Here is a 13,286-nt window from a genome sequence, read left to right on the forward strand (position 1 = left end):
TCCGCTCGACGTCGGTGAACAGCGCCCAGGCCTGCTCGACCGGCAGGCCCACCGGAAACTCGTTGATGAACTCCATCGCGGAAACACGGCTCCTTATTGCCGGTTGGTTTGCCGATTGGTTCGTCGATCAGCTCCAGATCGTCACGTGGACGGCCGGCTTGAACCTGTTCATGGACACCCCCCTCGACCGGGTCTGTACGGCCTGGGTCGCCGTCGGTGTCGTGACGAACTGACACAGGCGGGCCGCGGTTTCCGAGCGATGGTCGTCACGTAGCGCGTTCGCGTACAGCAGCCCGTTGACCGGCGTCCCCAGGACGTCAAGTGCGACCAGCGTCCCCCGCCGCAGCTCGTCGCGTACGACGTGAAGGAACTCGATGGTCAGGCCGTGCCCGTCGGCGACAGCCTCGCGGGCTTCGGTCGCGCTGGGGAAGACCGACACGCTGGCGGCGTCGACGCCGAGGCGCGCAAGGAAGGCGCCAGCCCGCGTGCTCGGATCGAGTCCGGCCGGGCCGAACAGCCACGGCTGCCGGGCCAGTTGGTCAGGTGGGATTCGTGCGTGGCCCCGCAGCGGGTGACGGGAGGACGCGACGACGACGAGCTGGAACCGCAGGAACGGGATGGCTTCAATCGAGGTGTCGGGGCCCAGCGCCGGACCGATCGCCACGTCGGCCCGCCGGTCCCGCAGTAGGTCGGCGAGGGCGGAGCCGGGCGCGGCCATGGTGGAGACATCGACGTCGGGCTGGCGACGACAGAAGGCCTCGAGTAGCCGCGGGGTCACGTGCTCGGCTGCGGTCGCGGTGGACGCCACCCGCAGATACGGGGTCTGCTCCCCGGCCTCCCGCACCCGCTGGCGGGCCTCCTCGGCCAGACCGAGGATCTCAGCGGCGCTGGCAGCCAACCGTCGGCCGCCGGAGGTCAACGTGATGCCGCCGGCGCCCCGCACGAACAGCTGGTCGCCGAACTCGCGGCGAAGCGCGGCCACTGCGCCGGACACTGCCGCCTCGGTCACGTTGAGCGACCGTGCGGCGGCTTTCACCGAGCCCAGACGGGCCACGGCGACGAACATCCTGAGCCGACTGAGCGTCATCTGCCGCCCCCTGGCGCAGTGCACCCCGAGGTTGCGCCGACGGGGAACCACATAACGCCTCCTGCCACTGTCATTAACCGTATTCCTGAGTCGGACGAACTCGGCCAGACGCGTTCTGATCCGTCGGTGCACGTTAGGTATGCGGAGGCCTGGACTCCATGGCCTGGACGGGCGAAAGCTCGCTCGGAATTCGTCCCGACAGGACACTTGGCGCAGGTCCCAGGGGACGCCAAGTGCCCTGCCTCAAGAGACCGTAGAGACCGAGTCCCTCGGGTCACATCCCCTGGCAGGTGGAACGTCGTGGGGATATGCGCTCTCGCGCCACGCCCCCAACGGTCGACGTGACAGCCCCGGGCGGCACGGCATGTGCGTCGCGTCCGCCGACGGCGGACGAGGCCGTCGCGACCTGGACTCAGCTCGGCTGCGACAGGTCAGAATAGTGGAGCTAACCCTCAAATATTTCTGCTGATGCTGAACTCATCCTTCAACCCATGGAGGTGTGTATGACGACCACCGCCCGGCTGCGGGCCTTCGTCGCTGTTGCCGAGGCCGGGTCTGTGAGGCTCGCGGCACAGCGCCTCGTGGTGACGGAGTCCGCAGTGTCGGCAGCCGTCGCCGCACTCACCCGGGAGGTCGGCGTCCCACTGGTGGAGCGTGTGGGAAGAGGCCTGTGCCTCACGCCCTCCGGACAGACCTACGCCGACTACGCCCGTACCATCCTCGGCCTGCACGACGAGGCGCTGACCGCTGCGCGGGGGGACGTCGACCCGGAACGGGGACGGGTGCGGGTCGCCGCGGTCACGACCGCGGGGGAGCACGTTCTGCCCACCGTGATCGCAGGATTCCTCGCGCACCACCCCGGGGTGGACTTGGGGCTCGAGGTCGGCACGAGCGAGCAGGTGTGGGGGCTGCTCTCCGCCCACGAGGCCGACCTCGTCATCGCCGGGCGACCACCAAGCGGTCTCGACGACGTCGTCGTGCGCGCGGTTCGCCCCAACGAACTCGTGGTCGTCGCAGCCCCCGGGCCGGCCGAGGACTTTGATCTCGGGCGGACCACCTGGCTGCTGCGCGAGGCGGGCTCGGGTACCCGCGTCACCTGCGAGGCCCTGCTGGCCGGTCTCGAGGTGGACCCTCCACAGCTGACCCTGGGCTCCAACGGCGCGGTGGTTGCCGGGGCGGTGGCCGGGCTCGGTGCGACCCTCGTCTCCCGTGACGCGGTCGCCCGGCATCTGGCCACAGGGGAGCTGGTCGAGGTGACGGTGCCGGGCACGCCGCTGCGCAGGCCATGGCACGCCGTGACCCATGTGCGAACGTCGGCGAGCACGACCTTGCTCCTCGACTACCTGCTGCACGACGGAGACGCCACGACGACGGGTTGGCGCCGCCCACCGCGTGCCGGTTCCCCCGCGCGTTCCACCCGCCGGGGGGTGAGAGGGAGCGGGCCGCAAACCTAGGGTCCTGGTCAGGACACCGCCCCGTACGGCCTCTCCGTATCGCCCCGACCACGTACGGGGCGGTCGTTCTGCCCCAGGAAGCCGGCCCCGTACGCGTACAGGGCTCGACCCGAGAGGGAGAGGGACATGACGACACCCGCCGATGTCGGTACGGGGGGTAGTGCGGCGGCTCGGCCCGCGCCGGACCGCAACCTTGCGCTCGACCTGGTGCGCGTCACCGAGGCCGCGGCGATGGCGGCCGGGCGCTGGGTGGGCCGGGGTGACAAGAACGGCGCCGACGAGGCCGCCGTCGATGCCATGCGCGCCATGATCGGCACCGTGCCGATCCGGGGCATCGTGGTCATCGGCGAGGGCGAGAAGGACGCCGCCCCGATGCTCTACAACGGCGAACTGGTCGGCGACGGCCGCGGTCCCGGTTGCGACGTGGCGGTTGACCCGATCGACGGGACGACGCTGACGTCCAAGGGCATGGGCAACGCCGTTTCCGTGCTCGCGGTCAGCCCGCGCGGGTCGATGTTCGACCCGTCCGCCGTGTTCTACATGGACAAGCTCGTCACCGGTCCCGCCGCAGCCGGAGCCGTCGACATCTGCGCCCCGATCGCCGACAACGTGCGCGCTGTTGCGAAGGCCAAGGGCTGCGCGCCCGAGGACGTCACCGTGTGCATCCTCGAGCGGCCACGGCACACGGACCTGGCACATCAGGTGCGCAGGGCAGGCGCCCGGATCAAGTTCATCTCCGACGGCGACGTAGCGGGCGCGGTCATGGCGGCGCGCGACGATACCGGTGTCGACCTCCTGCTCGGCATCGGCGGCACGCCGGAGGGGATCATCGCCGCCTGCGCGGTCAAGTGCCTCGGCGGTGTGATCCAGGGCCGGCTCTGGCCGCGCGACGACGCGGAGCGCCGCCGGGCTCTCGACGCCGGGCACGACCTGGACCGGGTCCTCACCACCGAGGACCTCGTCAGCGGCGAGGATGCGTTCTTCGTGGCCACCGGGATCACTGATGGCGAGCTGCTGCGCGGCGTGCGGTACGGCCCGGACCGGGCAGTCAGCGAGTCGCTCGTCATGCGTGCCCGCAGCGGCACCGTTCGCTTCGTACGCAGCGAGCACAAGCTCGACCGGCTCGGTTCCTACAGCGTCGTCGACTACCGCCGGCACAACCAGTGACGGGAGCAGCGAGATGACAGTCCGGGACCTGACCCCACCAAGCGGGGTCGTCCTCACCGACGCCGCGGCGTCCAGGATCAGGAGCCTGCTCGAGCAGGAGGGCCGCGACGACGTACACCTGCGTGTGGTCGCGCAGCCCGGGGACTGCTGCGGCCCGAGCTACCAGCTGCTCTTCGATATGCGGGTACTCGACGACGACATCGTCCAGGAACTCCGCGGCATCAGGGTCGTCGTGGACCGGACGAGTGCCCCGTACCTGAACGCCGCGACGATCGACTTCGTCGATACGACCGCGGCGCAGGGCTTCACGATCGACAGCCCCCACGCACATGGGTCCTGCGCCTGCGGGGACTCGTTCCGCTGAACCTGCCGCGCAGACCACCGCCCCACGCCTGTTCCCGACGCTGAAGGAGCGTGACTGTTATGGCCGACCTGGCCCACACTGCTGCCGCCATGGTGGCCCCTGGGAAGGGAATCCTCGCCGCAGACGAGAGCATCGCCACCATGTCCGCCCGGCTGGAGAAGGCCGGCGTGGCGCCGACCGAGGAGAACCGCCGGGCCTACCGGGAGATGCTCATCACCACTCCCGACCTCGCCAGCGGGGTGAGCGGCGTGATCCTGTGCGACGAGACCTTCCGCCAGGCCGTTTCGGACGGGCGCACCTTCCCCGAGGCCATGGCACAGCGCGGGCTGCTCCCCGGCATCAAGGTGGACACCGGAGCCAAGCCACTGGCCGGCGCGCCGGGCGAGACCGTGACCGAGGGGCTGGACGGGCTGCGCGAGCGGCTCGCCGAGTACGCCGCGCTGGGCGCGCGCTTCGCGAAGTGGCGGGCGGTCATCTCGATCGGGGACGGACGGCCGACCCGGCGGAAGGTGCGAGCCGACGCCCACGCGCTCGCCCGGTACGCGATGCTGTGCCAGGAGGCCGGCATCGTGCCGATCGTCGAGCCCGAGGTCCTCATGGAGGGCACGCACGGCATCGCCCGCTGCGCGGCGGTCACGTCGGATGTGCTACAGGAGGTGTTCGCCGAGCTGGACGGGGCGGAGCTTGACGGCATCGTGCTCAAGCCGAACATGGTGGTGCCCGGAAGGGACTCCGGCGAGACCGCCACACCGGACGAAGTCGCGCAGGCCACGGTGAGTACACTGCGCGCCGTCGTGGAGGAGAAGGTCGCGGGGATCGCGTTCCTGTCAGGTGGGCAGAGCGCTGCGCAGGCCACCGCCAACCTCGCCGCAATGCAGCGACTTGAGGCGCCCTGGCCACTCACCTTCTCCTTCGGGCGGGGCCTCGTCGACCCGGCGCTTGCTGCGTGGCGAGGCGACCCCGAGCGGGTGGCCGACGGCCAGCAGGCGCTCGCCCACCGGGTCGCGTGCAACACCGCCGCCCTCACCGGCACCTACACTGACGCGCTGGAACGGGAGCATGCCGCCTAACGGGTTCCGGCGAGCCACGGCGCAGCGTGCCGCAATCGTCTTCGACGTCGACGGCACGCTCGTCGACAGCGAGCGGGATGGCCACCGGGTCGCTTTCAACGCGGCTTTCGCCGCCGCTGGGCTGCCGTACCGGTGGAACGTCGAGGCATACGGCCGCCTCCTCAAGATCACAGGGGGGCGTCGGCGTATTGCCGGATTCCTGGAGAGCCAGGGGTATCGCTCCGAGGAGGCAGCGGCGCTCGCAGCAACGCTGCACGCGGACAAGACGGCCCGGTTCCGGGAGATGGTCGAGCAGGGCCGCATTCCAGCGCGCCCGGGCGTTCCCGAGTTGCTCGCCGAGCTCGCGGCCACCGGCATCACTCTCGCCGTCGCCACGACCGGCACCCGGGCGTGGGTCGAACCGCTGCTCGACCGGCTTTTCGGGTCGGGCACCTTCGCGGTCGTGGTCACCGGCACCGAGGTGCCCGCTCTCAAGCCGGACCCGGCCGTCTACGGAGAGGCGCTGGCGCGGCTCGGAGTGCCCCCTGCCCGCGCCCTCGCCGTCGAGGACTCGGCGAACGGGCTGGCTGCAGCGCTGGGTGCCGGCCTGCGCTGCGTGATCGTGGCGAACGACTACACCCGCGGCGAGGACTTCACCGGAGCTCTGGCCGTGCTCGACGGGTTCAACGGCCCCGACGCGGCGACTCTGCTTCGCCATCACGCGCTTGAGACCACGCGGTCCACCCCATGCGGCCCGTCGGGAAGGAACGACGAAAATGATCTCCGCTGATCGGGGGGATGCCCGCATGGCGCACGCCGACGCAACCGTCACGGTCCTTGTCTACAGCGACAACCGGAACACCCGCGAGCAGGGGCGGCTGGCCCTCGGCCGCCGCCCCGCCGCCGACCTGCCGGAGATCGAGTACCTGGAGTGCGCTACCGCGCCCGCGGTGGTCAGGGCGCTGGACCTGCATGCCACGGGGGGCGCGCAGATCGACCTGCTGATCCTCGACGGCGAGGCCGTGCCGGAGGGCGGCATGGGCCTGTGCCGGCAGCTGAAGGATGAGATCCACGGCTGTCCGCCAGTGCTGTTGCTGATCGCTCGGCCGCAGGACTCCTGGCTGGCCACCTGGAGCGGGGCGGACGCGGTCATCACGCGACCGGTGGAGCCGGCGGTGCTCGCCGAGGCCGTGGCGACGCTGCTCAGGAGCCGACTGGCCGGCAACAACTGACCGTCTCGGGAGCCGAGACGACACGCGCGATGCCCACCGCCCCTACGGGAACGGGACCTTGGCGATGACCGTCGTGCCCTGGTCGGGGCGGGACCATACCTCGAGCCGGCCGCCGACGAGCTCCGCGCGCTCGGCCATGCTGCCCATGCCGTACCCGCTGGCGCCAACGTGCCCTGGCAGCAACGCAAGGCCGTCGAAACCGCGCCCGTCGTCGGTCACCTGCAGCGATACCTCGTCGCGGTCGCAGCGCAGCTCGAGCCGGGCCTGGCTGGCCTGGGCGTGTTTGACGACGTTCTGCAGCGCCTCCTGCGCGATGCGGTAGAGCGCGATCTCCACGTGCTCGGGAAGCCGGCACTCCTCGACATCGACGGTCACCTCGACGGCCGCGATCGACCGGGCCAGGCTGGCCAGGGCATCTGCGAGTCCGAGGTCATCGAGGACCGGCGGGCGTAGGCCGTTGATCGCCGCCCGGGCCTCGTCCAGCGTGAGGCGGGTGAGCCGACGTGCGTGCACGAGCTGCTCGGCCGTGAAGTCCGGCGCTTCGGTGAGTGCGTCGGACGCGGCGTCGAGGTGGAAGCGGAGGCTGAAGAGCCGTTGGGTGATGCCGTCGTGGATGTCGGCGGCCAGTCGGCGCCGCTCCGACTCCTGTGCCGCGATGACCTGCTCGGCGAACCGCTCGAGCGCGCGCTCGCGGGTGGCCAGCCTGCGGTGCAGCCGCGCCTGGTGCAGCGCTGCGGCGACGAGGCTGCCGATCGAGGTGAGCAGTCGCACGTCCCGGTCGGTGAACTCGCGGCGGTCGCGCGTGTGCACGTTGAGGGTGCCGACGAACCCACCGGGGTGGCTGGCCATGGGCACTGAGACCATGGACGTGTAGTCCTGGCCGCGCAGTTGCGGGAAGTACCGGTATCGCGGGTCGTCCTCCTTGTTCTCGACAATGACCACCGGCTGCTGATGGCTTGCCACCCACCCGCTCACGCCCTCGCCGATGGGCAGCTGGATCAGGCCCACTTCGCGGTCGAACGGCGGTGTCGCGCCGACGAGCGTGAGCGACCCGCCGGCGTCATCGAGCACATGCACGAAGCACACGTCGGTGGCGGTCGCTTCCGAGATGAGCCTGGCGACGTTCCCTGCCAGCGGCCCCAGTTCGGGCCCAGCCGAGATCGCCTCGATGATGCCCACCAGCAGCGCGTTCTCCCGCTCCGGGTCGGCCAGTCCGAGGCCGTGCCCGGTCAACGGAAGATCCCTTCGCGGAGCGCGACCGCGACCGCGCCGGCCCGGTCGCTCACCTCGAGCTTGCGGTAGATCGAGCGCACGTGGCTCTTCACCGTCTCACCACCCAGGACGAGCTTGTTCGCGATTCCGCGGTTGGACAGACCGGTGACCATGAGCGCGAGGACCTCGCTCTCCCGCTGGGTGAGGCCCAGGGCCGCGCCGGGCCAGAACTCCCCGGCTTGCAGCCGCGCGGCGGACGCGGCTGCCCGGCCGGCCATGGTCGGGTCGACGACCGTCTCTCCCGCGGCCGCCCGCTCGACGTGGCGGAGCAGCTCCTCGCCACCCATCCACTTGAGCAGGTAGCCGGCTGCCCCAGCGCGCAGTGCCTGGTACAGGTACTGCTCATCGTCGTACGCGCTCAGCAGCACGACCTTCCTCTCGGGGTCGGCCTCGACGAGCCGCCGGCACAAGTCGAGGCCACTGTAGGGGCCACGCAGCCGCACGTCGGACAACACGATGTCGGGATCGAACGCCGCGACGACGCGTTCCGCCTCTTCCGCGTCTGCCGCTTGCCCCACCACACGGACGCGCCGCGTGAACCGTGCCAGCAATGCCTTGAGTCCCTCGAGCACCATCTCGTGGTCGTCGACGAGCACGACCCGCAACGGTCGGTCTTCCATCCGAACACGATAACCGTCGGGATTCGTGCACCGGAATCCCCGACGGTCTCCCCCGCTCGGGGGGAGCCGCTCACGGTCTCCGAACGTAGCGTCGTCCGCAACGCTGAAGACAGGAGGCCCAGATGGCGCCGACCGCATCGCCGCCGCGCATCGTCCCGTCAGTCCTGCCCGCGGACTTCTCGCGACTGGGAGAAGAGTGCCAGCTGCTCGAGCGGGCCGGGGTGGACCGCATTCAGTGGGACGTCATGGATGGCGCCTTCGTTCCCAACATGACCATGGGTCCGGACATCATCGCGTCGGTGCGCCCGCTGGTGACCCTCGGATTCGAGGCGCACCTGATGGTCGAGGAGCCGGATCGCATGCTGCGGCGCTGGGTCCAGGCCGGCTGCGAGATCGTCATCGTCCACGCCGAGTCGACCCGTCACCTGCACCGCACCCTCGCCGCGGTGCACGACCTGGGGGCCCGCGCCGGGGTGGCGGTCAACCCGGCCACCCCGCTGAGCGCGGTCGAGCACGTGCTCGACCTTGTCGACCTGCTGCTCGTCATGACGGTCAACCCGGGCTTCGGCGGCCAGGAATACCTGGCGTCCATGGAGCCCAAGATCGCCGCAGCCCGCGCGCTCATCGCGCGCACCGGGCGGGAGATCGAGCTGGAGGTGGACGGCGGCATCGCGCGCAGCACCATCGCCGGCGCCGCGCAGGCCGGCGCCACGACGTTCTGCGCCGGCAGCGCGCTGTTCCGCAAGCGGGACCGCCTCGCCGACGAGGTGGCGAAGCTGCGCTCGCTGGCCGCGGAAGCGGCACCGGATTACGCGCAGGCGCAGGGCCTGCAGGAGAAGGACCAGGAGGCAGCATGAGTGCGCCCGGAGACAGGGTGCTGACCGCGCCGGCCGGCCCCGTGACGGCCGACCTGGCGCCCGCGCCGGACGACATCGACGCCCAGGCGATAGCGACGATCCGGCTGCTCGCCGCCGACGCCGTGGAGGCCGCCCGCAGCGGGCACCCCGGCCTGCCCATGGGCGCCGCGGTCCCGGCGTGGGTGGTGTGGTCGCGCTTCCTGCGGCACGACCCGACCGAGCCCGGCTGGCTGAACCGCGACCGATTCGTGCTGTCCGCCGGGCACGGGTCGATGCTGCTGTACGCGCTGCTGCACCTGTTCGGCTACGACCTGCCGATCGATGAGCTGCGCCGGTTCCGTCAGTGGGGGTCGGCGACGCCGGGTCATCCCGAATACGGGCACACGCCCGGCGTCGAGACCACCACCGGTCCGCTCGGCCAGGGTCTGGCCAACGCGGTGGGTATGGCCCTGGCGGAGCGGATGCTCGCCGCCCGGTGCAACACCGAGGAGCACACCGTCGTCGACCACCGCACGTGGGTGCTTGCGGGCGACGGCGACCTCATGGAGGGCATCAGCCACGAGGCGGCCTCGCTCGCCGGGCACCTTGGGCTGGGTCGGCTCATCGTCGTCTACGACGACAACGACATCACCATCGACGGCCCCGCCAGCCAGTCCTGCCGGGACGACGTCCTGGGGCGGTTCGCCTCCTACGGCTGGCAGGCGCTGCGGGTCGACGACGGCAACGACGTGGCCGCGGTGACGGCAGCGCTCACCGAGGCGGTCGCCGACGAGACCAGGCCCAGCCTCGTCGCGGTGCGCACGACGATCGGGTACGGCGCGCCGACGCTCGCAGGCACGAGCGCGGCGCACGGTGCCCCGCTCGGGGAGCAGGAGCTGGCGGCGACGCGGGCGCGGTTCGGCTGGCCGGCCGAGCCGTTCCACGTGCCCACCGCCGTCGCGGAGCACTGCCGCCGGCTGGCAGGCGAGGGACGCGCCGAGCGGCTGTCCTGGGAGCACGACCGCGCCCGGTGGCACGACGCCCACCCCGAGCTCGCCGCGGAGTGGGATGCGGCGATGTCGGCGCAGCCGCCGTCCGACCTCGCCGGCCTGCTGCCGCACTTCGAGCCCGGTACGGCGATGGCCACCCGCAAGGCGTCGGGGGCGGTGCTGGCCGCGGTCGGCCCGTCGTACCCGGCGCTCGTCGGCGGGTCGGCGGACCTCGCGGCCTCGACGAACACGACGATCCCCGGAGTCGGGGACGTCGGGCCCGGCGCTTACGACGGCCGCACGGTGCACTTCGGGATTCGCGAGCACGCCATGGGCGCGGTGCTCAACGGTATGGCACTGCACGGAGGGCTGCGGCCGTACGGGAGCACGTTCCTCGTGTTCTCCGACTACATGCGCCCCACGGTGCGGCTGGCCGCGCTCATGGGGCTGCCGGTGGTGTTCATCTTCACGCACGACTCCATCGCGGTCGGGGAGGACGGACCCACGCACCAGCCGGTCGAGCAGCTGGAGTCGCTGCGGCTCATCCCGGGGCTGGCGGTGCTGCGCCCCGGCGACGCCAACGAGACCGCGGCCTGCTGGCAGGTGGCGCTCGAGCGCCGTGACGGCCCGACCGTGCTGGTGCTCACCCGCCAGGACCTCCCGGTGCTGGAGCCGGTGCCCGCGAGCGTGCTCACCCGGCACGGGTCCCAGGTCGTGCGCGAGACCTCCGAGGAGCCCGACGTGGTCCTGATCGCGACCGGGTCGGAGGTGGCCCTTGTGTGTGCCGCCGCCGATGCGCTCGCCGAGCGCGGCGTTGCCGCCCGGGTCGTGTCGGTCCCGTGGCGCGAGCGGTTCGAAGAGGCGCTCGGCACCGACCCCGGACTGCTGCCGGACTGCCCGGCGGTGTGGGTGGAGGCCGGCGTGCCGCACGGGTGGCAGGCCCTCGCCCGGCCCGGCGACCAGGTCATCGGGCTGCGGCGGTTCGGCGCCAGCGCCCCTGGCCCGGTCGTCTACAGCGAGCTCGGTTTCACCGTTCCCGCGGTCGTCGAGGCCGCGCTGACCGGCATCCGTAGCAGGACAGAGGAGGAGTCGACATGCCGTACAAGCTGATGCGGATGCAGCGCGCGGACGCCAACCAGGCACCCGTGAAGCGACCCGTCATGCTCGCCATCGCCGGCGACAGCGCGGCGGGCAAGACCACCCTCACCAAGGGGCTGGTCGAGGCGCTCGGGCCGGAGCGCAGCACATCGGTCTGCGTGGACGACTACCACCGCTACGACCGGCAGGAGCGCAAGGGCCTGCCGTTCACCGCGCTGCACCCGGACTGCAACTACGTCGGGATCATGGAGCAGCACCTCCAGCTACTCGCCACAGGCCAGCCGATCCTCAAGCCGGTCTACGACCACGACACCGGCCGGCTCACCCGGCCCGAGCTCGTCGAGCCACGCGATTTCGTCATCGTCGAGGGCCTGCTGCCGCTGCACACGAAGCTGACCCGGGCCTGCTTCGACGTGACCGTCTACCTCAACCCCCCGGAGGAGGTCCGCCGGGAGTGGAAGATCAAGCGGGACACCCAGAAGCGCGGCTACACCGTCGACCAGGTGCTCGCCGAGATGGACCGCCGCGAGCCGGAGTCGGAGGCGTTCATCCGCCCCCAGCGGCGATCCGCCGATATCGTCGTCCGCTTCGCACCGATTGCAGGCCGGGAGGACCCGCCCGGCACGCCGCTGTCGGCCGAGCTGCTGCTGCGGCCGACCATCCGGCACCCGGACCTGAACGGGGTCCTCTCCAAGGGCGACCAGCGTGCGATCCACCTCAAACTGGCCCGGGACGAGGACGGCCGTCCCGTCGACGCGCTGCACGTCCACGGCTACGCCCCGCGCGAGGAGAGCCAGGTGGTGGAGAAGGCCATCTGGTCGCAGCTCGGCGTGGACGCCGGCGACCCTCCGGACACGCTGGGCAAGCTCGACGTCGGTGAGCGCAGTGAGCCGCTGGCCATCACCCAGCTCCTCCTGCTCTACCACCTGCTGGAAGCCACCCGCTGACGGCCCAAGATCGGCCCGAATCTCGCGCCCGGCCCGGTCTCGGGCCGGGCCGGTAGGGAGGGCCCGCGCCTGGTTGCGGCGAGGCGGCCGCTGGGTTGAACAACGCAGCCAGCCGGGTTCACCCCCGAGCCAAAGTGTTCCCCGGTCACTCCCCGTCTCCGACGCTCGTCATGGCAGGTGAAAGACAGCACATGAACACCACCCTGATCGCCGTCGGCTGCGCGGCAGTCGCGCTCCCCGTCGGATTCGCCATCGGCGTGCTGGTCACCAAGCAGGCCGTGCAGGACTGCGAGGCCCAGCTCGAGGACTTCCTCGCCCACTGGGTCAACACCGGCCTGACCGAGGAGTCCCCGGACTGTGACTGACCATGTAGCGCTCAGAGAACGCGGCCCTTCGTAGGCATCGGCTGGTTCCGACGATCCTCCGCCCTCGGCGCTGGTGACGTGCGACTCGCGTCACGAACGTTGACAATCCGCGCCCTCCGCTACGTCTTGGCGCCGGCTGCCGGTGTATCCCCGCGCTGTCCCCCCGCGCCACCCGCACGAGAGGGACTCCCCATGCTTGGTGCCACGGCTCTCCATGGACCGGCAGAGCCCACTGCCCCCTGCCCGTCCCTCTGCAGATCCGGCAGGCGGTCCTGGCCGTGCCCGCCGAGGTCGCCTGGGTCTCGGTGGCGCGCCGCTTCGCCTCGGACGTCCTCGCCCGCTGGAACCTGCCTCCTGACGACAGAAACAGCGCCGAGCTCATCGTTGCCGAGCTCGCTGCCAATGCTGCTCGGCACGGCCGCTGCGACATGACCCTGGGCCTGACCTTGGAGGCCGGGCTGCTGCACATCGCGGTCACCGACTCCGGAGCCGACGCCGGCCCACGGCAGGCACCCGATGACGAGGACTCCGACGAGCACGGCCGGGGCCTGGGCATCATCAAGAGCCTGGCCCACTGGATCGACACCGACAAGGACACCCGCGGCCGCCGGGTCCGCGTCGGCTTCCGCATCACCGCGCCGGCACTGTGAACCAGGCGAACCTCCTGCACCGAGACTCCCCCGCTGGGGGACAACCGCCGATCCGCAGACGAGGCCACCACCTCGCCGCGCCGACAGGGCCCACAGCACGTCCCGTTCGAGCATTGGCAGAACGCGGAAGGTCAGCTGTCGGCCGACCCGCTACGG

The 13,286-nt window shown here is 71.4% G+C and carries 14 protein-coding genes; 11 read left to right on the top strand and 3 right to left on the bottom strand.

Translation table 11 applies throughout. From position 1 onward, the window contains the following. Positions 1 to 127: 127 nt before the first annotated feature. On the bottom strand, positions 128 to 1,219 hold the full coding sequence (locus ABZV31_RS22425) for a LysR family transcriptional regulator (protein WP_355896584.1): 1,092 nt from the start codon (positions 1,217 to 1,219) through the stop codon (positions 128 to 130). Between the two features lie 371 nt (positions 1,220 to 1,590). Between ABZV31_RS22425 and ABZV31_RS22430 the strand changes: the two genes are divergently transcribed. The 6 genes from ABZV31_RS22430 (at position 1,591) to ABZV31_RS22455 (ending at position 6,353) form a co-directional block, all read left to right on the top strand. Beyond that, on the top strand, positions 1,591 to 2,541 hold the full coding sequence (locus ABZV31_RS22430) for a LysR substrate-binding domain-containing protein (RefSeq protein WP_355896587.1): 951 nt from the start codon (positions 1,591 to 1,593) through the stop codon (positions 2,539 to 2,541). Positions 2,542 to 2,667: 126 nt separating this feature from the next. Then, positions 2,668 to 3,708 (top strand): class II fructose-bisphosphatase, encoded by a 1,041-nt coding sequence (gene glpX / locus ABZV31_RS22435; RefSeq protein WP_344005771.1) that lies wholly within the window; start codon positions 2,668 to 2,670, stop codon positions 3,706 to 3,708. 13 nt (positions 3,709 to 3,721) lie between these two features. Next, positions 3,722 to 4,072 carry an iron-sulfur cluster assembly accessory protein gene (locus tag ABZV31_RS22440; protein WP_355896591.1) on the top strand — a complete coding sequence of 117 codons (351 nt, stop codon included), beginning with the start codon at positions 3,722 to 3,724 and terminating at the stop codon, positions 4,070 to 4,072. Between the two features lie 59 nt (positions 4,073 to 4,131). Then, positions 4,132 to 5,142, top strand: a complete 1,011-nt coding sequence (locus ABZV31_RS22445) for a class I fructose-bisphosphate aldolase (protein ID WP_355896594.1) — start codon at positions 4,132 to 4,134, stop codon at positions 5,140 to 5,142. Then, a complete protein-coding gene (locus tag ABZV31_RS22450; RefSeq protein WP_355896597.1) occupies positions 5,132 to 5,911 on the top strand; it encodes an HAD-IA family hydrolase in 780 nt (259 codons plus the stop codon). The genes ABZV31_RS22445 and ABZV31_RS22450 overlap by 11 nt, the downstream gene beginning before the upstream one ends. Then, the gene (locus tag ABZV31_RS22455; protein ID WP_355896600.1) at positions 5,898 to 6,353 is read left to right on the top strand and encodes a hypothetical protein; all 456 of its coding nucleotides are present in this window, start codon (positions 5,898 to 5,900) and stop codon (positions 6,351 to 6,353) included. Before ABZV31_RS22450 ends, ABZV31_RS22455 begins: the two co-directional genes overlap by 14 nt. A 42-nt stretch (positions 6,354 to 6,395) precedes the next feature. Here ABZV31_RS22455 and ABZV31_RS22460 read toward each other — a convergent pair whose 3' ends face one another. Further along, a complete protein-coding gene (locus tag ABZV31_RS22460) occupies positions 6,396 to 7,586 on the bottom strand; it encodes a GAF domain-containing sensor histidine kinase (RefSeq protein ID WP_355896603.1) in 1,191 nt (396 codons plus the stop codon). Beyond that, positions 7,583 to 8,221: a response regulator transcription factor gene (locus ABZV31_RS22465; protein ID WP_355896606.1), complete on the bottom strand. Its 639-nt coding sequence runs from the start codon at positions 8,219 to 8,221 to the stop codon at positions 7,583 to 7,585. Before ABZV31_RS22465 ends, ABZV31_RS22460 begins: the two co-directional genes overlap by 4 nt. A gap of 146 nt (positions 8,222 to 8,367) precedes the next feature. Here ABZV31_RS22465 and rpe point away from each other — a divergent pair, with 146 nt between their 5' ends. The 5 genes from rpe to ABZV31_RS22490 all read left to right on the top strand — a co-directional run bounded on the left by rpe (position 8,368) and on the right by ABZV31_RS22490 (position 13,130). Further along, on the top strand, positions 8,368 to 9,102 hold the full coding sequence (gene rpe, locus ABZV31_RS22470) for a ribulose-phosphate 3-epimerase (protein ID WP_355896609.1): 735 nt from the start codon (positions 8,368 to 8,370) through the stop codon (positions 9,100 to 9,102). Further along, on the top strand, positions 9,099 to 11,180 hold the full coding sequence (gene tkt / locus ABZV31_RS22475) for a transketolase (protein WP_355896612.1): 2,082 nt from the start codon (positions 9,099 to 9,101) through the stop codon (positions 11,178 to 11,180). Before rpe ends, tkt begins: the two co-directional genes overlap by 4 nt. Next, positions 11,165 to 12,115 (top strand): phosphoribulokinase, encoded by a 951-nt coding sequence (locus ABZV31_RS22480; protein ID WP_355896615.1) that lies wholly within the window; start codon positions 11,165 to 11,167, stop codon positions 12,113 to 12,115. Before tkt ends, ABZV31_RS22480 begins: the two co-directional genes overlap by 16 nt. Before the next feature lie 191 nt (positions 12,116 to 12,306). Then, on the top strand, positions 12,307 to 12,480 hold the full coding sequence (locus ABZV31_RS22485; protein WP_355896618.1) for a hypothetical protein: 174 nt from the start codon (positions 12,307 to 12,309) through the stop codon (positions 12,478 to 12,480). Between the two features lie 278 nt (positions 12,481 to 12,758). Continuing rightward, positions 12,759 to 13,130: an ATP-binding protein gene (locus tag ABZV31_RS22490; RefSeq protein ID WP_355896619.1), complete on the top strand. Its 372-nt coding sequence runs from the start codon at positions 12,759 to 12,761 to the stop codon at positions 13,128 to 13,130. The last annotated feature ends 156 nt before the right edge of the window (positions 13,131 to 13,286 follow it).

This window comes from Streptomyces sp. NPDC005202 (genome assembly GCF_040608235.1).
Classification (GTDB): Bacteria; Actinomycetota; Actinomycetes; order Streptomycetales; family Streptomycetaceae; genus Streptomyces.